General features: G+C 64.1%; 20 protein-coding genes. 16 read left to right on the top strand and 4 right to left on the bottom strand.

Annotation, left to right across the window (positions count from 1 at the left end; translation table 11 throughout):
- Positions 1-43: 43 nt before the first annotated feature.
- Positions 44-766, top strand: a complete 723-nt coding sequence (locus LB523_RS04935) for a helix-turn-helix domain-containing protein (protein ID WP_095768763.1) — start codon at positions 44-46, stop codon at positions 764-766.
- Between the two features lie 144 nt (positions 767-910).
- Here LB523_RS04935 and LB523_RS04930 read toward each other — a convergent pair whose 3' ends face one another.
- The 4 genes from LB523_RS04930 to LB523_RS04915 form a co-directional block, all read right to left on the bottom strand.
- Complete coding sequence (locus tag LB523_RS04930; protein ID WP_224601210.1) at positions 911-1,951, bottom strand: heme-dependent oxidative N-demethylase family protein; 1,041 nt, start codon at positions 1,949-1,951, stop codon at positions 911-913.
- 9 nt (positions 1,952-1,960) lie between these two features.
- Complete coding sequence (locus LB523_RS04925; RefSeq protein ID WP_224601208.1) at positions 1,961-2,926, bottom strand: PDR/VanB family oxidoreductase; 966 nt, start codon at positions 2,924-2,926, stop codon at positions 1,961-1,963.
- On the bottom strand, positions 2,923-3,519 hold the full coding sequence (locus LB523_RS04920) for a dimethylamine monooxygenase subunit DmmA family protein (RefSeq protein ID WP_224601206.1): 597 nt from the start codon (positions 3,517-3,519) through the stop codon (positions 2,923-2,925). The genes LB523_RS04925 and LB523_RS04920 overlap by 4 nt, the downstream gene beginning before the upstream one ends.
- Positions 3,520-3,620: 101 nt before the next feature.
- Positions 3,621-4,754, bottom strand: coding sequence for an aminomethyltransferase family protein (locus LB523_RS04915; RefSeq protein ID WP_224601204.1), 1,134 nt, complete (start codon positions 4,752-4,754; stop codon positions 3,621-3,623).
- A 285-nt stretch (positions 4,755-5,039) separates the two neighbouring features.
- On the opposite strand from LB523_RS04915, the gene LB523_RS04910 reads away from it, so the two are divergent.
- The 15 genes from LB523_RS04910 to LB523_RS04840 all read left to right on the top strand — a co-directional run bounded on the left by LB523_RS04910 (position 5,040) and on the right by LB523_RS04840 (position 20,724).
- Positions 5,040-5,327: a hypothetical protein gene (locus LB523_RS04910; protein WP_095768768.1), complete on the top strand. Its 288-nt coding sequence runs from the start codon at positions 5,040-5,042 to the stop codon at positions 5,325-5,327.
- A gap of 11 nt (positions 5,328-5,338) precedes the next feature.
- Positions 5,339-5,716, top strand: coding sequence for a hypothetical protein (locus LB523_RS04905; RefSeq protein WP_095768769.1), 378 nt, complete (start codon positions 5,339-5,341; stop codon positions 5,714-5,716).
- Between the two features lie 38 nt (positions 5,717-5,754).
- Positions 5,755-5,910, top strand: a complete 156-nt coding sequence (locus LB523_RS04900; protein ID WP_224601817.1) for a hypothetical protein — start codon at positions 5,755-5,757, stop codon at positions 5,908-5,910.
- A 12-nt stretch (positions 5,911-5,922) separates the two neighbouring features.
- The gene (locus LB523_RS04895) at positions 5,923-7,329 is read left to right on the top strand and encodes an APC family permease (RefSeq protein WP_140693763.1); all 1,407 of its coding nucleotides are present in this window, start codon (positions 5,923-5,925) and stop codon (positions 7,327-7,329) included.
- A 46-nt stretch (positions 7,330-7,375) separates the two neighbouring features.
- On the top strand, positions 7,376-8,065 hold the full coding sequence (locus LB523_RS04890) for a hypothetical protein (protein WP_224601201.1): 690 nt from the start codon (positions 7,376-7,378) through the stop codon (positions 8,063-8,065).
- Positions 8,062-8,391, top strand: coding sequence for a hypothetical protein (locus tag LB523_RS04885; RefSeq protein WP_224601199.1), 330 nt, complete (start codon positions 8,062-8,064; stop codon positions 8,389-8,391). Before LB523_RS04890 ends, LB523_RS04885 begins: the two co-directional genes overlap by 4 nt.
- A gap of 86 nt (positions 8,392-8,477) precedes the next feature.
- Positions 8,478-9,374 (top strand): class II glutamine amidotransferase, encoded by an 897-nt coding sequence (locus tag LB523_RS04880; RefSeq protein WP_140544186.1) that lies wholly within the window; start codon positions 8,478-8,480, stop codon positions 9,372-9,374.
- A 4-nt stretch (positions 9,375-9,378) separates the two neighbouring features.
- On the top strand, positions 9,379-10,125 hold the full coding sequence (locus tag LB523_RS04875; RefSeq protein ID WP_140844227.1) for a GXGXG domain-containing protein: 747 nt from the start codon (positions 9,379-9,381) through the stop codon (positions 10,123-10,125).
- A gap of 6 nt (positions 10,126-10,131) precedes the next feature.
- Positions 10,132-11,460, top strand: a complete 1,329-nt coding sequence (locus LB523_RS04870) for an FMN-binding glutamate synthase family protein (protein WP_140544190.1) — start codon at positions 10,132-10,134, stop codon at positions 11,458-11,460.
- A 37-nt stretch (positions 11,461-11,497) separates the two neighbouring features.
- The gene (gene glnT, locus LB523_RS04865; RefSeq protein ID WP_140844229.1) at positions 11,498-12,805 is read left to right on the top strand and encodes a type III glutamate--ammonia ligase; all 1,308 of its coding nucleotides are present in this window, start codon (positions 11,498-11,500) and stop codon (positions 12,803-12,805) included.
- A gap of 92 nt (positions 12,806-12,897) precedes the next feature.
- Positions 12,898-14,151 (top strand): sarcosine oxidase subunit beta family protein, encoded by a 1,254-nt coding sequence (locus LB523_RS04860; RefSeq protein ID WP_224601197.1) that lies wholly within the window; start codon positions 12,898-12,900, stop codon positions 14,149-14,151.
- A gap of 67 nt (positions 14,152-14,218) precedes the next feature.
- Positions 14,219-14,494, top strand: a complete 276-nt coding sequence (locus LB523_RS04855; RefSeq protein ID WP_224526640.1) for a sarcosine oxidase subunit delta — start codon at positions 14,219-14,221, stop codon at positions 14,492-14,494.
- Entirely contained in the window at positions 14,494-17,475 is a 2,982-nt protein-coding gene (locus tag LB523_RS04850; protein WP_224601194.1) for a sarcosine oxidase subunit alpha, read from the top strand. The genes LB523_RS04855 and LB523_RS04850 overlap by 1 nt, the downstream gene beginning before the upstream one ends.
- Positions 17,468-18,094 carry a sarcosine oxidase subunit gamma gene (locus LB523_RS04845; RefSeq protein ID WP_224601192.1) on the top strand — a complete coding sequence of 209 codons (627 nt, stop codon included), beginning with the start codon at positions 17,468-17,470 and terminating at the stop codon, positions 18,092-18,094. Before LB523_RS04850 ends, LB523_RS04845 begins: the two co-directional genes overlap by 8 nt.
- A gap of 260 nt (positions 18,095-18,354) precedes the next feature.
- The gene (locus LB523_RS04840; RefSeq protein ID WP_224601190.1) at positions 18,355-20,724 is read left to right on the top strand and encodes a DUF1989 domain-containing protein; all 2,370 of its coding nucleotides are present in this window, start codon (positions 18,355-18,357) and stop codon (positions 20,722-20,724) included.
- Positions 20,725-20,920 lie beyond the last annotated feature (196 nt).

Raw genomic sequence — 20,920 nt, 5'->3', positions numbered from 1 at the left:
TGTTCACCTTGAGTGAAATAAATCCGCGAGAGTCGGGGGCGACATGGCGAACAAGAATTCCGGCACCAGGTCCACCGATGCGGCAGCGAAGGGCAAGGCACCGCTAAAGCGCGTTTCGGCGGCCGGGCGCACGATACGCGCGCCGTTGACGCAAAATCCGCACGCCATCCGCGACACGCGCGAGAAAGTGCTGGAAGTGGCGATCGGCCATGAGGTGCGGGCGTTCCGCAAGAAGCTCGGCATCACCGTCGCCGATCTCGCCACCGCCACCGACATTTCGCTCGGCATGCTGTCGAAGATCGAAAACGGCATCACCTCGCCGTCGCTGACGACATTGCAGGCGCTGTCGCGGGCGCTGGGCGTTCCGGTGACCGCCTTCTTCCGGCGTTTCGAGGAAGAACACAGCGCCGTCTTCGTCAAAGCCGGCGAAGGCGTCGATGTCGAGCGCCGCGGCACCCGCGCCGGCCATCAGTACAACCTGCTCGGACATATCGGCGCCAACACCAGCGGCGTTGTCGTCGAGCCCTATCTCATCACATTGACCGAGAATTCGGACGTGTTTCCGACCTTCCAGCATGCGGGCATGGAATTCCTCTACATGCTCGAAGGCGAGGTCGTTTACCGGCACGGCAACAACCTCTATCCAATGAAACCGGGCGACAGCCTGTTCTTCGACGCCGACGCGCCGCACGGCCCGGAAGAGTTGACGCGGCTGCCGATGCGCTATCTGTCGATCATCTGCTATCCGCAAAACAGCGCCGGGTGAGACGTTCTAGTTCCTCGCCCCACGAAAGTGGGGAGAGGTGGCTCGGCGAAGCCGAGACGGAGAGGGGAGCGCCATACGAAGGCCCCCTCTCCGTCCGCTTCGCGGACACCTCTCCCCCGCCTTGCGGGGGCGAGGAACCAGTCTTCAATCCGGCCCGAATCCTGGTGACGTCGGGCTGCCGTCGTCGAGCTTCGACAGCCATTCCACCAGCGTCGGCCTATATCGGGTCAGGCCCTTATAGGTAGCGAGCTCTTCCGGCAGGTCGCGGATGACGCGGTGCAGGCGCCGCGCCCATTTCGGCTGCGTGACCAGCTCGTCCATCTTGATCAGATAGCAACGGATCGGGAAGACGATGGCGTTGGAACGCGGCAGCCGCCAGAAGCTTTGCAGCTCGACGCGCAGATGCACCTTCTGGCCGACATTTTCGGGCGTGACCGTGGCGCGGTCCAGGCCCCATTTGTGATAATTCTCGGGGCTGGTGTCGAGGCGCGGATTGATGGTCATCGTCCAGTTGAGACGCCTTGCCGGCTTGCCCTGCTGGATGTTGGTGAGGAACTTCAGCGCGCGGGTGAAAATGCCCTTCTCATGCGCCAGCGGCACCGGCGCGTGCCATTCGAAGAAGTTCATGCCGATGTCGAAGTCGAGCGACCAGTCGGCCTGGGTGGTGACCATGCCGGCATCCATCCACAGATTGCCGTCGCGCTGGTCGAGGATACAGAAATCGCCTTGGCTCTGGCGGGTAATGTATTCCATCGGCCCGTAAGGCAGCGTCGAGGTGTCGCCGAAGGTGAAGGTGTCGTCGATGCCGAGCGGCCGGTTGATCCAGCGCCAGCGATCGCCGTTTCGCTCCAGTGTGAAATGCTCGGGATAGCCGAGCGCCTGCTGCTCCATCAGAAGCTCGAGCAGGTCCCAGCCGGCAAGCGTCATATGCGGCAGCGACTGGCAGCGCAGTGGATCCTCGGCCAGCACCAGCGCGCGGTCCTGCATCTCGGCGACATAGTGCTCGTCGACGTCGATCAGGTTCTCGAGCACGCTGCCCTTCGGGCCGACCACATGCGGCTCGATGTTGACCGCGTACATGTAGGAGTCTTCGTTGAATGGGAAGGGAAAGCGCCGGATATGCTCCGGGCTGTTCCTGAACGTGTAGTCGTCCCGAAACGTTTCCTTGCGAAAGGTGATGCCCATTGACGCCTCCTATCTTTCCAGGACCAGCGACTTGCCCTCGAAGCGCGAGACGCAAGGCATGATCTTGCAGCCGGAACGGTGGTCTTCCTCACTCAGCCAGTGATCGTTGTGGATGAACTTGCCGTCGGAGGAGATCACATTGGTCTCGCACTGGCCGCAAACGCCGCCGCGGCAGAGATAAGGCGGGTCGACGCCGGCGGCTTCGATCGCCTCGAGCAGGCTCTGCTGCTCGCCGACGCGAATCGTCTTGCCGCTGACGGCCAAGGTCACGTCGAAAGGCGCGCCGGACTGCGGGGCCGCGAAATGTTCGAAATGCACGGTCTCCGGCGGCCATCCGAGGCTGGCTGCGCGATCGCGCACCCAGTTGATCATGCCGGCCGGGCCGCAGACATAGAGATGCGTGCCGAGCGGCTGCGAGGACAAGAGCCGATCGAGGTCGATGCGCTCCTCGCGGTCGTCGTGATAGAGCCTGACCCGGTTGCCATAGCGCTGCTGCAGCACATCGGCATAGGTGCCCAGCGAAGCGGTGCGGCAAGTGTAATGCAATTCGAAATTGCCGCCGGCGCCCGCCAGCTGCGACGTCTGCGCCATGAACGGCGTGATGCCGATGCCGCCGGCCAGCATCAGGTGCTTCTTCGCCCGCAGATCCAGCGAGAACAGATTGACCGGATAGCTGATCACCATCTCCAGCCCGGGCTTGACCTGCCGGTGCATGAACAGCGAGCCGCCGCGGCCGGCATCGTCTCGGCGCACCGAGATCGTGTATTCGCGTGTGTCGAGCGGCGAGCCCATCAGCGAATAGGGGTTGAGCCTGGTGCGGTCGCCGTCACGCATCTCGACCACGACATGGGCGCCGCCGGAAAAGGTCGGCAGCAGCTCGCCGTCGCGACGGCGGAAGTGAAAGCGGGTGACCAGCTCGTTGACCGGGACGACGTCGCTGACGACGACGTCGAGCTTGGTGGTGCCGGTGCTCATCGGAAGACCTCCTCGATCGGAGGACTCTCTGAGCGATCCTCGGCGTTGATGCACACGCCCTGGAACGCGGCGAGACGCCGCGAATAGTGATCGCGCACCAGAAGCAGCAGGCCGCAATGCGAGCAGGTAGCCGGCTGCGTCGTCACGTTCTCGGTGATGCCCTTGCAGTGCACGCATTGCACGCGGCGCGCCAGCGAGCCGCGATGCTCGGTCTCGATCGAAGTATGGTCGATGCCGGCTTCGAGCGCCACCTGCATGGCCTGGCCGATCAGGCCTTCGGTGCCGGCAAGATAGAGGCGCAGCCCCATATGGGCGTTGGTCAGCGTCTGCTTGAGCCGCGGCAGGAGGCTGGCAAAGGAAGGCGCAATATGGAGTAGCGCGGGCTTCAGCGCTTCGAGAGAAGCCACGTGCTTGCCCTCAGGCCCCGGAATAAAGACGATTTCCGCGCCGTCGAAAAAGCCGGACGGCGCCTTGCCGGCCATGTTGGTTATCGCGAGCGCGCCTTCCGCGTCGGCGATGAAGAGATGATGCTTGCCGGGCTGCGGAGAGAGCGTTCCGTAAACGGGCCGGCTGATGATCGTCTTGGCTGCCATTCTTCCTTAGATCAGTTGGAGGATAGTCTTTTCCGAAAACCGGTTCCCACTTTTCGGGATCGTGCTCTAGTGCCTTAAAACCCCTCCCCGCTGATGATGCCTCAACCCTTGGCGGTGCGCTTGGTCTTCTTCGGATCGTCAAACGGCAAGGGCTGCGCCGTCGCTTTGATGGAGCCGCTCCGGTTGCGAATCTCGAGCCTGGTGTCCTTGACCGCGCAGTCGACGTCGAGACGGGCGATGCCCATCGACTTCTCGACCAGCGGCGAATACATGGCGCAGGTCACCACGCCGACCTTTTTGCCGTCGCGGTAGACGGGCGCGCCCTCGTCCGCCGGCTCCTTGCCGTCGAGCAGCACGCCATAGATCTTGAAGCGTTCCTTGCCCTTCAGCCGATAATGCTCTTCGGCGCCGCGGAAGCCGGTCTTGCCGGGACTGACAGTGAAATCGAGGCCAAGCTCCCACAGCGTGTCGCCGGGACCTTCGTTCTCGAATGGATATTTCTGCGAATTGTCGTAGGGGTAGAAGAGCAGGTAGCTCTCGACGCGCAGCATGTCGAGCGTGGTGAAGCGGCACGGAATGATGCCGGCGCTCTTGCCCTCCTCGAGGATCCTGTCCCAGATCGTGCCGGCATCCTGGCCGCGGCAGAAGATCTCGTAGCCGCGCTCGCCGGTGTAGCCGGTGCGCGAGATCATCACCGGAAAGCCGAAGAGCTGCGTCTGCATATGATGGAAGTAATTGAGATCGCGGATGCCGGGCACATGCTTGGCCAGATAGTCGACCGCGGTCGGGCCTTGCAGCGACAGGTCGTGCAGATTGTCATCAAAGCGCAGCGAGACATCGCGGCCCATCGCCGCCCGCTGCAGCTCCTCATGGCCGGTGCCGGAGCCGTGCACGACCATCCACGAGTTCGGGCTGATGCGGTAGAGGATGCAGTCGTCGGTGAATTTGCCGGCCTCGTTCAGCATGCAGGCATAGGCCGACTTGCCGGGATAGATCTTTTCGACGTCGCGCGTCGTGGCGAGGTCGATCAAATGCGAGGCATGCGGCCCGGTGATGTGGACTTTCTTCAGGCCGGAGACGTCCATCAGCCCGGCCTTGGTGCGGATGGCGATATATTCCTCGTCGGCATTCTTGTCGTAGGTCCAGGCGGTGCCCATGCCGCTCCAGTCCTCGAGTTTCGAGCCGAGCGCGCGATGGCGATCCGCCAGGGTCGAGAATCTCCAGGATGCCGTCATCCGATCGTCCTCCGTGCGATTTAAGTCGTTGCTGTTCCCTGCTCCTGCTTGGTGGCGGAGCTTGGTCGAATATTGACCGCAAACGGCGAAGCCCTGCAATCCCCTTGAAGCAAATAATTTCATTGTCAGGCAAATTTCTTGCCCGGTGACAAACGGTTTACGATGCGTAAATCCGGCTTGACAATTTCGGGAATCGAGCGGAATCTATGAAAAAAATTTCACTCTGTTGAAAGAGTGGACGCCCGGTCTGTTGTGTGGCCGGACGTCGCCAGAAGGGGAAAACCGATGTCCGACATGCAGCAGCGCATCGAAGCGCTGTACCGTTCCGACGTGCGTGGGTCCGTGCTCCTGATCGTGTGCCTATGGGCAACGATCCTCTTCGTCCTCCTGATGACATGGCCATACATTCCGCATAGCGGCATCAAGCTCGTGGTGGCGGTTGCAGCCGCCGCGGTGCTGATCTTCAACACCGCCGCGATCCTCGCCATGCTCAACCACTACAAGGAAGACAAGGACTTCATCTACGGGCTCGACATCAAGAACGCCGACGCCGCCCGCAACCGCCAGTCGTGAAGGGAGAAACCATGGCTCGCTATACCCCGCCGGAGCAGAGCAAGGCCGGACAGATCCTCGACATCGCGGTCGTGGTGGTCGCAATTTTCGTGGCGCTCTGGCTGCCGCTGAAACTCGGCTTTGCCGGGGCGGCGAAGTCGATCGACCCGCTCGATGCCAAGACGTGGGACGCCCTCGGCCAGAACGCGACCATGGCGTCGATCTGGGAGAAGCTGGGCTACACGCCGGAGACGGCGCACGACATCATCCAGAACCGCTTCCATTACATCATCGACTGGCCGACGCTGATCATCATGGCGATCGTGCTGATCGCCTATTTCGTCTTCCTGTTCCGCGCCTCCGATAAGGAATATCGCGAGGTCATCAACGAGAAGTTCGACGACAAATAGACTTCGACGACAAAGAGACCGGGGAAGACATCATGTGGATGGGACTGTCTTACGTTTGCTGGGGCATCTCGGTCGTACTTGCGGCGTGGATGCTCTACGACTGGTTCAAGGTCGATACGACCTATTCCGAGGAGACTTTGACGTCTTCCCGTGAAGGCGAGCTTGAAGCCGTTTCCGAAAAACACCGGATCTGAGTGGGGACTGACATGACGGCTGCGGTTGAAACGGCACAAACGACGACAATCCACGGCGACAGGGTCTCGCTGCTTCGGGTGCTCGGCCCGGCGCATGTGTGGGCGCTGGGCGTCGGCATCGTGCTGGTCGGCGAGTTCACCGGCTGGAATTTCTCCGCCGACAAGGGCGGCGCGCTCGCCGCGCTGATCGTCTGCTGGGTCGTCGGACTGCTCTACACCTCGGTCGCCATGATCGATTCGGAGGTGACGTCCACCGTCGCCGCCGCCGGCGGCCAATATGCGCAAGCCAAGCATATCGTCGGGCCGCTGATGGCCTTCAACGTGGCGCTGTTCCTGGTGTTCGCCTACACCATGCTGGAAGTGTCGGACGCGATCCTGCTCGGCGACACGATCGTCGCCAAGGCCGGCGTCGAGGGGCTGACGCACAATTCCTTCATCGCCGCCACCATCGTCGTGCTCGCCTGGCTCAACTATCGCGGCGTGCTGATGACACTCAACGTCAACTTCGTCATCACCGCGATCGCCTATGTCTCGATCGTCATCCTGTTCTTCTCCGTCAGCCCGTGGACGCAAGGCGCGGTGCTGAAGCTCAACGAGCTGGTCACCCCCGCCAATGCGCTGCCCTATGGCTGGATCGGCGTCATTGCCGCCTTCCAGTTCGGCATCTGGTATTATCTCGGCATCGAGGGCACGACCCAGGCGGCCGAGGAAGTGCGCTCGCCGGCGCGCTCGCTGCCTTACGGCACTATGGCCGGCATGATCACGCTTCTGATCGCGGCCGCAATGACCTGGTATGTCTGCGCCTCGCTGATGCCCTGGGAATATCTCGGCATCACCTATTATCCGCTATGGGACGCCGGCAAACTGACGGGCAGCCCGCTGCTGGAAAACCTGCTCTTCATCGCGACGCTGCTGGCCGCGCTTGCCTCGGCCAATGGCTGCATCAACGACGCGGCGCGCGCCTGGTTCTCGCTCGGCCGCGACCGCTATCTGCCGAGCTGGTTCTCGGCGGTGCATCCGAAATACCGCACGCCCTATCGCTCGATCCTGTTCCTGCTGCCGATCGCGCTGGCCTTCGCCTTCATCGCCGATCTCAACCAGGCGATCACCTTCTCGATCCTGTCGGGCGTGCTGCAATACACCTTCATGAGCATCAACATCATGATGTTCCGCAAGAAGTGGCCGCTGGGTTCGATCCGCCGCGGCTACACGCACCCCTTCCACCCATTGCCGGCGATCGTCCTGTTCTGCCTGTGCATGGTGACTTTCTTCGCCATCTTCCTCGGCTTCGGCTCGCAGCTGATCGCGATGACCGTCTTCTATTTCCTGATCTCGCTATGGTTCCACTTCTACCGCTACAAGTTCGTGCGGCGCGGCGACCAGTTCTCCATGCCGTGGCCGAAGCCGCAGGGTTATTGAGTGGAGTAAGGGCCCGCCGTTCGATGGCGGGCCGTGGCGTATCGAAATGTCTGAGCTGACGTCAGTATTGCTTACCGGGGCGATCGCACTGGGCGTCGCCGCTCATATTGTCTGGCTGGCGCGCGCCAGCCGCAACAGGGCGAAGGCGGCCTTTGCCGCCGATATGGCGAGCATCCGCAGCGTCGTTGCGGATGCCGCCGACATTTCCGACGGCACGGCCGGCGTCGTCACCTGGGCCGGTTCCTGGAACGGTCAGCGCGTCCAGCTGCGGACCATCGTCGACACGCTGGCGACGCGAAAGCTGCCGACGCGCTGGCTCAGCGTTTCGATCACCGAGCCGGTTGCGGTGCCGGGCACGTTCGACATGATGATGCGGCCGAATTCGGCGACGACATTCTCCAATTTCGACCATCTGCCGCACACGCTGCCGAAGGTGCTCGGCCTTCCCGTCGACGCGGCGCTCAGGACGGACCGCAGAGGCGTCGCCTTCCCGCAGGATCTGATCGCCGCGCATACAGACATCTTTGCCGAAAGCCGCGCCAAGGAATTGCTGATAACGCCGAAGGGCGTGCGCATCGTCTGGCTGCTGGCCGAGGCCGAGCGCGCTCGCTACGGCGTGTTCCGGCAGGCGGCGTTCGGCGATGCCGGGATCGATCCGGCCTTGATCGAACGGCTGCTCGAGGCAGCCTCGACGCTTCGCCAAGCCATCAACCGGCGCGAAAGGCGGGCCGCATGAGCGACGAAGCCGCCACCCCTGCTCCCGCGAATCCCTATCTCGTGCTCGGCGCCGCGATCGTCTTGCCGGCAAGCGGCCATGTCATGCTCGGCGTGCCGGCGCGCGGTCTGCAATTCCTGTTCTTCATGGTGATCCTTGGCTGGATAACCACCAAGCTGGCGCCGGTCGACGCCGGCTTCATCGGCCGCCATGCCGGGGGTTTCCTGATCTATGCCCTCTCGATCCTCGACGCCTATAGGATCGCGCGCATCCGCCATGCGATCTGGGTTCACAATGCGCGTCCGGGCGGCGACAGTGCCGAGGGCAATGCGCCATCTAATATGTAATCACAGGAAAATTTTTTTCATACCAATTGAATTCGGCTTACTCATTGGGTACATCATCTGAGAGCCAAAAAACGTTGGAGGCTGGCATGTGCGGAATCGTCGGACTTTTCTTGAAGGACAAGGCGCTGGAGCCGAAGCTCGGCGCCATGCTGTCGGAGATGCTGGTGTCGCTTAGCGACCGCGGCCCGGACAGTGCCGGCATCGCCATCTATGGCGCAGCCACCGGCAATGAAGCCAAGATCACCGTGCAGTCGCCGAAGCCCGATCGCGATTTCCGCGGCCTCGACGCCGAGCTCGCCAAGGCGATCAGCGCGCCGGTCAGCGTCGCGGTCAAGTCCACGCATGCGGTGATCCGGACCACGCCGGACAAGGTCGACGCCGCGCGCGAGGCGCTGCAGACGCTCCGGCCCGACATCCGCATCATGGGCGCCGGCGAGGCGGTGGAGATCTACAAGGAAGTCGGCCTGCCCGAAGCCGTCGTCGACCGCTTCGGCGTACGCGCGATGACCGGCACGCACGGCATCGGCCACACCCGCATGGCGACGGAATCGGCGGTGACGACGATGGGTGCGCATCCTTTCTCGACCGGCGCCGACCAGTGCCTGGTGCATAACGGCTCGCTCTCCAACCACAACAATGTGCGGCGCGAGCTGATCCGCGACGGCATGACCTTCGAGACCGAGAACGACACCGAGGTGGCAGCTGCCTATCTCTCCAACCGGATGGCGCATGGCAAGAATCTCGGCGAGGCGCTGGAAGGCACGCTCTCCGACCTCGACGGCTTCTTCACCTTCGTCGTCGGCACCAAGAACGGCTTCGGCGTGGTGCGCGATCCGATCGCCTGCAAGCCGGCCGTGATGGCCGAGACCGACCAGTATGTCGCCTTCGGCTCCGAATATCGTGCGCTGACCAAGCTTCCCGGCATCGACAATGCGCGGGTCTGGGAGCCCGAGCCCGCAACCGTTTATTTCTGGGAGCATTGAGCTCATGCCGGCAACCCCAATGTCGAAGGCCGAGCGCGAGCCAGGCCATGCCCACAGTCAGGCATCACGCGTCTTTGACCTGTCCGTGCATTCGCTGCGCGAGTTGAACCAGGCGCTGCACCAGCTCACGCCCGGCTCGAACGAGACCGCCTGGGAAGTGCTCAACCCCAAGGGCAGCCATTCGGTGGCGGTCGGCGTCGATCAGCCCGTCAGTATCGATGTACGCGGCAGCGTCGGCTATTACTGCGCCGGCATGAATGACGGCGCAGCGATCACCGTGCACGGCTCGGCCGGCCCCGGCGTCGGCGAGAACATGATGTCGGGCTCGATCGTCATCAAGGGCGACGCCAGCCAGTATGCCGGCGCCACCGGCCGCGGCGGCTTGCTGGTCATCGAGGGCAACGCCTCGTCGCGCTGCGGCATTTCGATGAAAGGCATCGACATCGTCGTGCACGGCAATATCGGCCACATGTCGGCCTTCATGGCGCAGTCCGGCAACCTCGTGGTGCTGGGCGACGCCGGCGACGCGCTGGGCGATTCCATCTACGAGGCGCGGCTCTTCGTGCGCGGCAAGGTGGAGAGCCTCGGCGCCGACTGCATCGCCAAAGAGATGCGGCCCGAGCATATCGAATTGCTGCAGGCCCTGCTCGACAAGGCCGGCGTGACCGGCGTCAAGGCCTCGGAGTTCAAGCGCTACGGCTCGGCCCGCAAACTCTACAATTTCAACATCGATAACGCCGACGCGTATTGAGGCAAGATGACCTACCGCAACCCGCCGACGACGCCGCGCAAATCCGCGACCTTCGACGATTACACGCTTTCCGAAATCCGCCGCGCGGCCGCGACCGGCATCTATGACATCCGCGGCGCCGGCGCCAAGCGCAAGCTGCCGCATTTCGACGACCTGCTGTTCCTCGGCGCCTCGATCTCGCGCTATCCGCTCGAAGGCTATCGCGAGCGCTGCGACACCTCGGTGGTGCTCGGCTCGCGCCACGCCAGGAAGCCGATCGAGCTGAAGATCCCGATCACAATCGCCGGCATGAGTTTTGGATCGCTCTCCGGCCCGGCCAAAGAGGCGCTCGGACGCGGCGCCACGCTTTCCGGCACCTCGACTACCACCGGTGACGGCGGTATGACCGAGGAAGAACGCGGTCATTCCAAGACGCTGGTCTATCAGTACCTGCCCTCGCGCTACGGCATGAACCCGCGCGACCTGCGCCGCGCCGACGCCATCGAAGTGGTCGTCGGACAGGGCGCCAAGCCGGGCGGCGGCGGCATGCTGCTTGGCCAGAAGATTTCCGACCGCGTCGCCGAGATGCGCACGCTGCCCAAGGGCATCGACCAGCGCTCGGCTTCGCGCCATCCCGACTGGACCGGACCGGACGATCTCGAGATCAAGATCCTCGAGCTGCGCGAGATCACCGACTGGGAAAAGCCGATCTACGTCAAGGTCGGCGGGGCGCGGCCCTACTACGACACCGCGCTCGCGGTGAAGGCCGGCGCCGATGTCGTCGTGGTCGACGGCATGCAGGGCGGCACCGCTGCCACCCAGGAAGTGTTCATCGAGAATGTCGGCCAGCCGACGCTTGCCTGCATCCGGCCGGCGGTACAGGCGCTGCAAGACCTCGGCATGCATCGCAAGGTGCAGCTCATCGTCTCGGGCGGCATCCGCAACGGCGCCGATGTCGCCAAGGCGCTGGCGCTGGGCGTCGACGCGGTCTCGATCGGCACGGCGGCACTGGTCGCGCTCGGCGACAACGATCCCCGCTGGGAGGCGGAGTACAGTGCGCTCGGCACAACGGCCGGCGCCTATGACGACTGGCACGAGGGCCGCGACCCCGCCGGCATCACCACGCAGGACCCCGAGTTGATGAAGCGGGTCGACCCGATCGCGGCCGGACGGCGGCTGGCGAACTACCTCAAGGTGATGACGCTGGAAGCCCAGACCATCGCACGCGCCTGCGGCAAGAACAGCCTGCACAATCTCGAGCCCGAGGATCTCGTCGCGCTCTCGATCGAAGCCGCCGCCATGGCCGGCGTGCCTTTGGCCGGCACCAACTGGATACCGGGAAAGAACGGCTTCTAGGACAAACTTCCAAGATACATAAGCGAGGAACTACATAATGGGGAACGATCTCGCCGCATTCGCCAAGGAGAACGGCGTCAAATATTTCATGATCTCCTACACCGACCTGTTCAGCGGGCAGCGTGCCAAGCTGGTGCCGGCGCAGGCGATCGCCGACATGCAGAAGGACGGTGCAGGATTTGCCGGCTTCGCGACATGGCTCGACCTGACGCCGGCGCATCCCGACATGCTGGCGGTGCCGGATCCGGCTTCGGTCATCCAACTGCCGTGGAAGAAGGACGTCGCCTGGGTAGCCGCCAACTGCATCATGGACGATAAGGAGGTGAACCAGGCGCCGCGCAACACGCTGAAGCGGCTGATCGACGAAGCCGCCCGCGACGGGATGCATGTCAAGACGGGCGTCGAGGCCGAGTTCTTCCTGATCTCGCCAGATGGCAAGGCGATCTCCGACGAGTACGATACAGCCTCGAAACCCTGCTACGACCAGCAGGCGGTGATGCGGCGCTATGACGTCATCGCCGAGATCTGCGACCACATGCTGGCGTTGGGCTGGGGCCCGTACCAGAACGACCACGAGGACGCCAACGGTCAGTTCGAGATGAACTGGACCTTCGATCACGCGCTGGCGACCGCCGACAAGCACTCCTTCTTCAAGTTCATGGTCAAGTCGATCGCCGAAAAGCATGGCCTGCGCGCGACGTTCATGCCCAAGCCCTTCCAGGGCCTGACCGGCAATGGCTGCCATGCGCATATCTCGGTGTGGGACGAGACCGGCAAGACCAATGTCTTTGCCGACAATTCGGAAGAGCTCGGCCTGTCCGCCAAGGGCAGGAACTTCCTCGGCGGCATCATGAAGCATGCCTCGGCGCTTGCCGCGATCACCAATCCGACGGTCAATTCCTACAAGCGCATCAACGCGCCGCGCACCATTTCGGGCGCGACCTGGGCACCGAACACGGTGACCTGGACCGGCAACAACCGCACGCATATGGTGCGCGTACCGGGACCCGGCCGCTTCGAATTGCGCCTGCCGGACGGCGCCGCCAATCCCTATCTGCTGCAAGCGGTCATCATCGCCGCCGGCCTCGACGGCATCCGCTCGAAGGCCGATCCCGGCAAGCGCTACGACATCGACATGTACCAGCTCGGCCACACGGTGACGGATGCGCCGAAACTGCCGCTCAACCTGCTCGACGCGCTGCGCGAGTTCGATAGGGACAAATCGCTCAAGGCGGCGCTGGGTGAGGAATTCTCGTCGGCATATCTAAAGCTGAAGCAGCAGGAATGGAATTCCTATGCTTCCCACTTCACGCAGTGGGAGCGCGACCACACGCTGGATATCTGACCGTTCTGTAGTGGAGCATGATGTCGTCCGAAAACCGCTTCACACTTTTCGGCATCATGCTCTAGCGGTGCGAGCGACCTCGGAATGAACTGATGAAATATTCGATCTTCTCGCTCGCCCGCGCCGCCCTTTCCGGCCACAAGAACTGGCAGCCGACCTGGCGCGATGCTGCGCCCAAGGACCGCTATGACGTGATCATCATCGGCGGCGGCGGCCACGGGCTCGCCACCGCCTGGTTTCTCGCCAGCGAGTTCGGTATCCGCAATGTCGCGGTGCTGGAAAAGGGGTGGATCGGCTCCGGCAATGCCGGCCGCAACACCACCATCATCCGCTCCAATTACGGCCTTCCCGGCAACACCGGCTTCTACGAATTGTCGATGAAGCTGTGGGAGCGGATGGAGCAGGACCTCAACTATAACGCGATGGTCAGCCAGCGCGGCGTGCTCAACCTCTATCACTCCGACGCGCAGCGCGATGCTTTCGCCCGGCGCGGCAACACCATGCGCATCAACGGCATCGGTGCGGAACTGCTCGACCAGGCGGCGCTGCGCAAAATGCTGCCGTTCCTGAATTTCGACAATGCGCGTTTCCCCGTGCAAGGCGGACTGCTGCAGCGGCGCGGCGGCACGGCGCGGCATGACGCCGTGGTGTGGGGCTACGCGCATGCGGCGAGCGAACTCGGCGTCGACATCATCCAGAATTGCGAGGTTACCGGCTTCACGCGCGACGCCAACGGCAAGGTGACCGGTGTTGAGACATCGCGCGGCAAGATCGGCGCCGGCAAGGTCGGCATGGCAGTGGCCGGCTCCTCGTCACGGGTCGCGGCTATGGCAGGTCTTCGCCTGCCGATCGAAAGCCATGTGCTGCAGGCCTTCGTCTCCGAAGCGATCAAGCCGCTGATCCCCGGGGTCATGACCTTCGGCGCCGGACACTTCTATGTCAGCCAGTCGGACAAGGGCGGGCTGGTCTTCGGCGGCGATATCGACGGCTACAATTCCTATGCCCAGCGCGGCAATCTGCCGGTCGTGGAGGATGTCTGCGAGGGCGGTATGGCGCTGATCCCGATGATCGGCCGCGTGCGGCTTTTGCGCCAGTGGGGGGGCATCATGGACATGTCGATGGACGGCTCGCCGATCATCGACAAGAGCCCGGTCGACGGCCTCTACATCAATGCCGGCTGGTGCTATGGCGGCTTCAAGGCGACGCCCGGCTCCGGTTTCGTCTTCGCCCATCTCATCGCCCGCGATCAATCGCACAAGGAAGCCGCGCTTTTCCGCCTCGACCGCTTCCAGCGCGGCGCCATGATCGACGAGAAGGGCCAGGGCGCCCAACCGAACCTGCATTAGGGATAGAGCATGATGTTATCCAAAAACCGCTTCACATTTTTTGGCATCATGCATTGAAGACTCAGCCATGCGCATAGTCTGTCCCTTCTGCGGCGAACGCGAACTCGGCGAGTTCACCTATCTCGGCGACGCCAAGCCGCAACGGCCGGCGGCCGATGCCGGCGAGGACGCGGTCTACGACTACGTCTATCTGCGCGACAACATTGCCGGCCCGATGAGCGAGCACTGGTACCATGGCGGCGGCTGCCGGACCTGGCTGAAGGTCACCCGCAACACGCTGACGCATGAGATTTCGGCCGTCGAGCCGGCGGCGGGCGCAGGCGCCGCCAAGGTTGGTGTGTGATGCGCGGCGATCAGGCAAACCGGCTGAACAATGGCGGTCTCATCGACCGCTCGACCGCGCTCAACTTCCGCTTCGACGGCAAGACCCTCTTCGGCTTCAAGGGCGATACGCTGGCTTCCGCGCTGGTCGCCAACGGCGTCAAGCTCGTCGGCCGCTCGTTCAAATATCATCGCCCGCGCGGCATCCTGACGGCTGGCTCGGAAGAGCCGAACGCGCTGGTCGAATTGCGCAGCGGCGCAAGGCGCGAGCCGAACACCAAGGCGACGACCGCCGAGCTCTATGAAGGGCTCGAAGCCGCCAGCCAAAACCGCTGGCCGTCGCTCAATTTCGACGTGATGTCGGTCAACCAGCTGTTCGCGCCGATCTTCGTCGCCGGCTTCTACTACAAGACCTTCATGTGGCCGGCGAAGTTCTGGGAAGCGATCTACGAGCCGGCAATTCGGCGCGCCGCGGGCCTTGGCCGCGCTGCCCAGGTTTCCGATCCCGACCATTATGACAAGGCCTGGGCGCATTGCGATGTGGTGATCGCGGGTTCCGGCCCGGCGGGTCTGGCGGCGGCTCTTGCCGCCGCGCGCTGCGGCGCGCGCGTCATCCTGTGCGAGGAGGATTTCGTCCTCGGCGGGCGCCTGCTCGCCGACGGCGGCATGATCGACGGATTGCCGGCCGCCGAATGGGTTGCGCGCGCGGTTGCCGAGCTGACGGCGATGCCGGATGTGCGCATCATGACGCGCGCGACTTTGTTCGGTGTCTATGACGGCGGCACCTATGGCGCGATCGAGCGTGTCAACGACCACCTGCCGGTGCCGCCCGAGCATCAGGTGCGCCAGCGGCTATGGCGGATCGTGGCCAAGCGCTGCGTCGTCGCGGCCGGCGCAATCGAACGCCCGATCGTCTTTGCCGACAACGACACGCCGGGCGTGATGATGGCGTCGGCCATGCGCAGCTACATCAACCGCTACGCGGCCACGCCGGCGAGACGCATCGCGCTGTTCACCAACAATGAGGATGGCTGGCGCACAGCGGAAACGGCAATCGCGTCGGGTCTTCAAGTGGCCGCCGTGATCGACGCGCGGCCGGACATTTCGCCGGCCCACCGCTCGCTGGCCAGCAAAGGCGGCTTTCCGGTACTGCACGGCGCTGTCGCCGGCATCGACGGCGGCAAGGGTGGCGTGCGCAAGATTTCCGTCTCGCTGGCCGGCGGCGCGCGCGCCCAGGTCGAGGCGGACGGGCTCGCCGTCTCTGGCGGCTGGAACCCCGCGGTCGGCCTCACCTCCTACCATCGCGGCAGGCCGAAATGGCGCGACGACATCGCAGCCTTCGTGCCGGATCGCGCACCGCCCGGCATGCTCGCGGCAGGCGCAGCCAACGGCGCGTTCGGACTTGGCGCCTGTCTGCGCGAAGGGTTTGAAGCCGGTGCTGCCGCAGCACGCGACGCCGGCCGCAGCGGCAATATCGGATCGATGCCGGTCGCCGACGACGAGGCCTTTTCGATCACTCCGCTCTGGCATGTCGCCGGCAAGGGCAAGGCCTTCGTCGACCAGCAGCACGACGTCACCGCTTCCGATGTCGAGCTGGCGCAGCGCGAGGGTTTTCAATCGGTCGAGCATCTGAAGCGCTACACGACGCTCGGCATGGCGACCGACCAGGGCAAGACCTCGAATGTCGCCGGCCTCGCCATTATGGCCGCCGTCACCGGCAAGTCGATCCCGGAGACGGGCACGACGATCTATCGACCGCCTTACGTGCCGGTCGCCATCGGCGCCTTCGCCGGCCATCACCGCGACGAGAATTTCCATGCGACCCGGCTGACGCCCTCGCATCACTGGGCGGCCGAACAGGGCGCCGTCTTTGTCGACACCGGCCTATGGAAGCGCGCGCAATGGTATCCGCGCGCCGGCGAGAAGGACTGGCTGGAATCGGTCACCCGCGAGGTCAAGGCGGTGCGCAGCGGCGTCGGCTTCTGCGACGTCTCGACGCTCGGCAAGATCGACGTGCACGGGCCCGACGCGGGCGCCTTCCTCGACCGCGTCTACATCAACGCCTTCTCCAGACTCGCCGTCGGCAAGGCGCGCTACGGGCTGATGCTGCGCGAGGACGGCATCGTCTATGACGACGGCACGACCTCGCGGCTGGCCGAGGATCATTACTTCCTCACCACCACGACGGCCAAGGCCGGACTGGTGATGCAGCACCTGGAATTCTGCCGGCAGGTTCTGTTCCCCGAGCTCGACGTGCAGCTGACCTCGGTCTCCGACCAATGGGCGCAGTTCTCGATCGCCGGACCGAAGACGCGTGACTTGCTCAAGGAGATCGTCGATCCGGCCGAGGACTTGTCGAACGAAGGTTTCCCGTTCATGGGCGCGCGCGAGGTCCAGCTGCGCGGCGGCCTGAAGGCAAGGCTGTTCCGCATCTCCTTCTCCGGCGAGATGGCGTTCGAGATTTCGGTGCCGGCGCGCTATGGCGAGGCGATGGCGCGCAATCTGATGATTGCGGGAAAACCGTTCGACGTGACGCCTTACGGCACCGAGGCGCTTGGCGTGATGCGCATCGAAAAGGGTCATGTCGCCGGGCCGGAGCTCAACGGCACCACCACGGCGGGCGATCTCGGCCTCGGCAAGATGATGTCGACCAAGAAGGATTTCATCGGCCGCGTCATGGCCGGCCGCGAGGCGCTTGTCGCGCCGAACCGGCAGGTGGTCGTCGGCATCAAGCCGACCGACAAGGCGCGCCGCCTGCGCTCCGGCGCGCACATCATTCCAAAGGGCGAGACCCCCGGCCCCGACAACGACCAGGGCTATGTCACCTCGGTCTGTTTCTCGCCGGTGCTCGACCAATGGATCGGGCTGGGCCTCGTCGAGCGCGGCCGCGAACGCATCGGCGAGATCGTGCGGGCGCATGATCCGCTGCGCGGCGAGGACTACGATGTCGAGCTCTGCAATTCCGTCTTCTACGATCCGGATGGAGGGCGCCAGCGTGGCTGAGTTTTCCTGGGACGTCCGCAGCCCGCTCGACCGCGCGCTGATTGCCGGCCCCTATGGCGCGCAAGGCGACGCCGGCGTGGCGCTGACAGAGATCCGCAATTTCGATCTCGTCCAGGTGATGGCGCGGCGCGGCAAGGCCGGCGAGATGGTGAAGGCCGCGCAGGCGCGCTTCGGCATGGCGGCGCCGGAAACGCCAAAGGCGGTCGATACTGCCGACGCGACGCTGATCTGGTCGGGACCGGATCAGTTCCTCGTGCTGTCCCAGGGTGGCAAGCATTCGATTGAGGCGCTCGGCCCTGTCTTTGCCGGCTCGGCATCGCTTTCCGACCAGTCGCACGCGCGGGCGCTGATCAGCGTGTCCGGCGACAAGGCGCGCGCGATGCTCGCCAAGCTGTCGTCGATCGATTTGCATCCCGATGTTTTCGGCGTGGGCGCAGCGGCCGCGACGTCGATAGATCACACCAGCGTCACGCTGTGGCGCGGCAAGGATCTGGCGGATGGACAGGCGGTGTTCAACCTGCTGGTGTTCGCGACTTTCGCCGAGAGCCTATGGCACACTATTCTGGACTCGGCTGCGGAATATGGCGTGACGATCGGCCATTCCGAGGAACTGGCGTAGCGGTGCGCAGGCTCCCCCTTCTCCCCTTGTGGGAGAAGGTGGATCGGCGCGCAAGCGCCGAGACGGATGAGGGGTGCTCCAGCGGAGTGAGACGCTGATTTTCCCTGGAGCACCCCTCATCCGGCCGCTGCGCGGCCACCTTCTCCCACAAGGGGAGAAGGGAAGTCCCGCCTTGCCAAACGCATTCCCCCTGCTATTCTCTCGGCGAAAATAATTTTACACACAGGCAAACTTGTTTCTCGCTCGGAGGAGGGTTTGAGATGAGCCAATCGCCCTACCCTGCCGTCCTGTCCGGACCGCCGCGTCCGAGCCTGATCCTGCGGCCCGGCGAGATCCGCCTGCCGCCGGGCGTCGAGCGCTACACCGTGCAGGGCAATGGCGCGGTGCTGATCGACGTCGAGGCGGGCGACTGCGTCAGCGTGAGCAATGTCGAAGGCGGCCAGCCCTGCGAACTGCTGGCCTGGGACAAATCAGGCGCGACGGATCCCGGCATTTTCGGCGAACGGTCGAACAGCAACGCCGCCGGCATCAAGGCACTGCTCGCCGATGGCGACGACAGTCTCTCGGCGCTGCGTCTCAGCCTCGAGCGGCGGCAGGTGCAACTCGACCAGCCGAAAGGCGTGCGCGTTTTCGGCGGCGCCACGCCTGCCGGCACGGAGCAGAGCTTTGCCATCCAGCGCGGGGGCGCGCTGCTGATCGCGGCGCCCGGCGGGCCGATGCTGGTCGACGGACACAACACCGCGACGCCGCTCACCGTCCTGGTGCGGCGCGCCACGATCCGGCTGAAGAACAGGTCGCAGCTTCCCGATCCGCTTGCCGATCCGGTGCTTGATCTTCGGGTGAAGTCGGCGACCGCCGAGGCCTATTTCGTCAAGGCCGGCGACTATCTGCAGATCATCGATGTCGATGGCCGGCAATGCACCGACTTCCAGTGTTTTTCCGCGCGCAAGCTGGACAAGGGGCGCGATCTGCCGCTCGACGTGACGACGACCCGCACGCTGATGGGTTCGGCCTATCCGATGCCCGGACTGCATTCGAAATACTACGACCAGGACATGGAGCCGCTGGTGGAGGTCGTGCAGGATACATGCGGCCGGCACGACGCCTTCGCGCTTGCCTGCGCCGCCAAATATTACGACGACATCGGCTATCCCGGACACACCAACTGCTCGGAGAATTTCAACAAGGCGCTGTCGGACAAGGGCGTGACGCCCCGCGCCGGCTGGATGGCGATCAATTTCTTCTTCAACACGGCGATCGACGCGCATGGCGTGATGGTGTCGGACGAGCCGTGGTCGCGACCTGGCGACTATGTGCTCTTGCGCGCCCTGACCGACATCGTCTGCGTCTCCTCGGCCTGCCCGGACGACACCACGCCCGCCAATGGCTGGGACCTCACCGACATCCATGTGCGCGCCTATTCAGGCCAGCACAAATTCTCGCGAGCGATCGCCAGACGCATGAAGCCCGACTCGGAACCGAAAATGACCCGCGAGACAGCCTTTCATTCGAGCTTTGCCAAGCACACGCGCGACTTCGTCGAATATCGCGGCTATTGGCTCGCCAATTCCTTCGCCAAGGAAGGCCCCATCGCCGAATACTGGGCCTGCCGGCAGGCCGCGGTGATCATGGACCTGTCGCCGCTGCGCAAGTTCGAGGTCACCGGTCCGGATGCCGAAGCGCTGCTGCAATACACGCTGACCCGCGACGTCAAGAAGCTCGGCGTCGGCCAGGTGGTCTATACGGCGATGTGCTACGAGCATGGCGGCATGATCGACGACGGGACGTTGCTCAGGCTCGGCAAGGATAATTTCCGCTGGGTCGGCGGCGACGATCTTTCCGGCGAGTGGCTGCGCGAGACTGCGAAAAAGCTCGGCCTCAACGTGCTGGTGCGCTCCTCCACCGACCAGATGCACAACATCGCCGTGCAAGGTCCGAAGAGCCGCGACATATTGAAGGAAGTGGTCTGGACCTCGCCCGTGCAGCCATCGATCGGAGAGCTTGAATGGTTCCGCTTCGCCGTCGCCCGCATCGGCGGCGGCAATGGCGTGCCCGTCGTCGTCTCACGCACCGGCTATACGGGCGAGCTCGGTTACGAGATCTGGTGCCATCCGCGCGACGCCGAAAAAGTGTTCGACGCCGTCTGGGAGGCCGGCCAGCCGCACGGGCTGAAGCCGATGGGCCTCCAGGCGCTCGATATGGTGCGCATCGAGGCGGGACTGATCTTCGCCGGTTACGAATTCTCCGACCAGACCGATCCGTTCGAGGCCGGCATTGGCTTCACCGTGCCACTCAAGGCCAAGGCCGACGACTTCATCGGCCGCGACGCGCTGATCCGGCGCAAGGAGCATCCGCAGCACAAGCTCGTCGGTCTCGACATCGATGCCAATGTCGCCGTCGGCCACGGCGACTGCGTCCATGTCGGCCGCGCCCAGATCGGCGTCGTCACCTCCGGCATGCGTTCGCCGGTGCTCGGCAAGACCATCGCGCTGGCACGGCTAGACGTCACTCATGCCGAGATCGGCACGGAGGTCGAGATCGGCAAGCTCGACGGCCACGCCAAGCGGCTGCCGGCGCGTGTCGTGGGCTTCGCCCATTACGATCCGCAGAAGACCAGGCCGCGTTCCTGATAGCGGCAACCCTTGCCTTCTTCCGTTGTGGGAGTAGGTGGCCGAGCGAAGTTCGGTCGGATGAGGGGTATTCCAGAAGACACCAGCCGCTCACTTCGCTGGAACACCCCTCATCCGTCTCGGCGCTACGCGCCGATCCACTCCCACAAAGGGGAGAAGGAAAGAGCATGTTTCGCAAGCGCGATGTGCATGACAT

The sequence above is a fragment of the Mesorhizobium sp. ESP-6-4 genome (assembly GCF_020164735.1).
Taxonomy (GTDB): Bacteria; Pseudomonadota; Alphaproteobacteria; order Rhizobiales; family Rhizobiaceae; genus Mesorhizobium.
The sequence above is the reverse complement of the archived record's forward strand: the minus strand, read 5'-3'. Positions and strand labels throughout refer to the sequence as shown.

Coding starts and splice junctions, on each gene's coding strand:
- LB523_RS04935 (WP_095768763.1), top strand. CDS start 44: ATGGCGAACAAGAATTCCGGCACCAGGTCCACCGATGCGGCAGCGAAG.
- LB523_RS04930 (WP_224601210.1), bottom strand. CDS start 1,951: ATGGGCATCACCTTTCGCAAGGAAACGTTTCGGGACGACTACACGTTC.
- LB523_RS04925 (WP_224601208.1), bottom strand. CDS start 2,926: ATGAGCACCGGCACCACCAAGCTCGACGTCGTCGTCAGCGACGTCGTC.
- LB523_RS04920 (WP_224601206.1), bottom strand. CDS start 3,519: ATGGCAGCCAAGACGATCATCAGCCGGCCCGTTTACGGAACGCTCTCT.
- LB523_RS04915 (WP_224601204.1), bottom strand. CDS start 4,754: ATGACGGCATCCTGGAGATTCTCGACCCTGGCGGATCGCCATCGCGCG.
- LB523_RS04910 (WP_095768768.1), top strand. CDS start 5,040: ATGTCCGACATGCAGCAGCGCATCGAAGCGCTGTACCGTTCCGACGTG.
- LB523_RS04905 (WP_095768769.1), top strand. CDS start 5,339: ATGGCTCGCTATACCCCGCCGGAGCAGAGCAAGGCCGGACAGATCCTC.
- LB523_RS04900 (WP_224601817.1), top strand. CDS start 5,755: ATGGGACTGTCTTACGTTTGCTGGGGCATCTCGGTCGTACTTGCGGCG.
- LB523_RS04895 (WP_140693763.1), top strand. CDS start 5,923: ATGACGGCTGCGGTTGAAACGGCACAAACGACGACAATCCACGGCGAC.
- LB523_RS04890 (WP_224601201.1), top strand. CDS start 7,376: ATGTCTGAGCTGACGTCAGTATTGCTTACCGGGGCGATCGCACTGGGC.
- LB523_RS04885 (WP_224601199.1), top strand. CDS start 8,062: ATGAGCGACGAAGCCGCCACCCCTGCTCCCGCGAATCCCTATCTCGTG.
- LB523_RS04880 (WP_140544186.1), top strand. CDS start 8,478: ATGTGCGGAATCGTCGGACTTTTCTTGAAGGACAAGGCGCTGGAGCCG.
- LB523_RS04875 (WP_140844227.1), top strand. CDS start 9,379: ATGCCGGCAACCCCAATGTCGAAGGCCGAGCGCGAGCCAGGCCATGCC.
- LB523_RS04870 (WP_140544190.1), top strand. CDS start 10,132: ATGACCTACCGCAACCCGCCGACGACGCCGCGCAAATCCGCGACCTTC.
- glnT (WP_140844229.1), top strand. CDS start 11,498: ATGGGGAACGATCTCGCCGCATTCGCCAAGGAGAACGGCGTCAAATAT.
- LB523_RS04860 (WP_224601197.1), top strand. CDS start 12,898: ATGAAATATTCGATCTTCTCGCTCGCCCGCGCCGCCCTTTCCGGCCAC.
- LB523_RS04855 (WP_224526640.1), top strand. CDS start 14,219: ATGCGCATAGTCTGTCCCTTCTGCGGCGAACGCGAACTCGGCGAGTTC.
- LB523_RS04850 (WP_224601194.1), top strand. CDS start 14,494: ATGCGCGGCGATCAGGCAAACCGGCTGAACAATGGCGGTCTCATCGAC.
- LB523_RS04840 (WP_224601190.1), top strand. CDS start 18,355: ATGAGCCAATCGCCCTACCCTGCCGTCCTGTCCGGACCGCCGCGTCCG.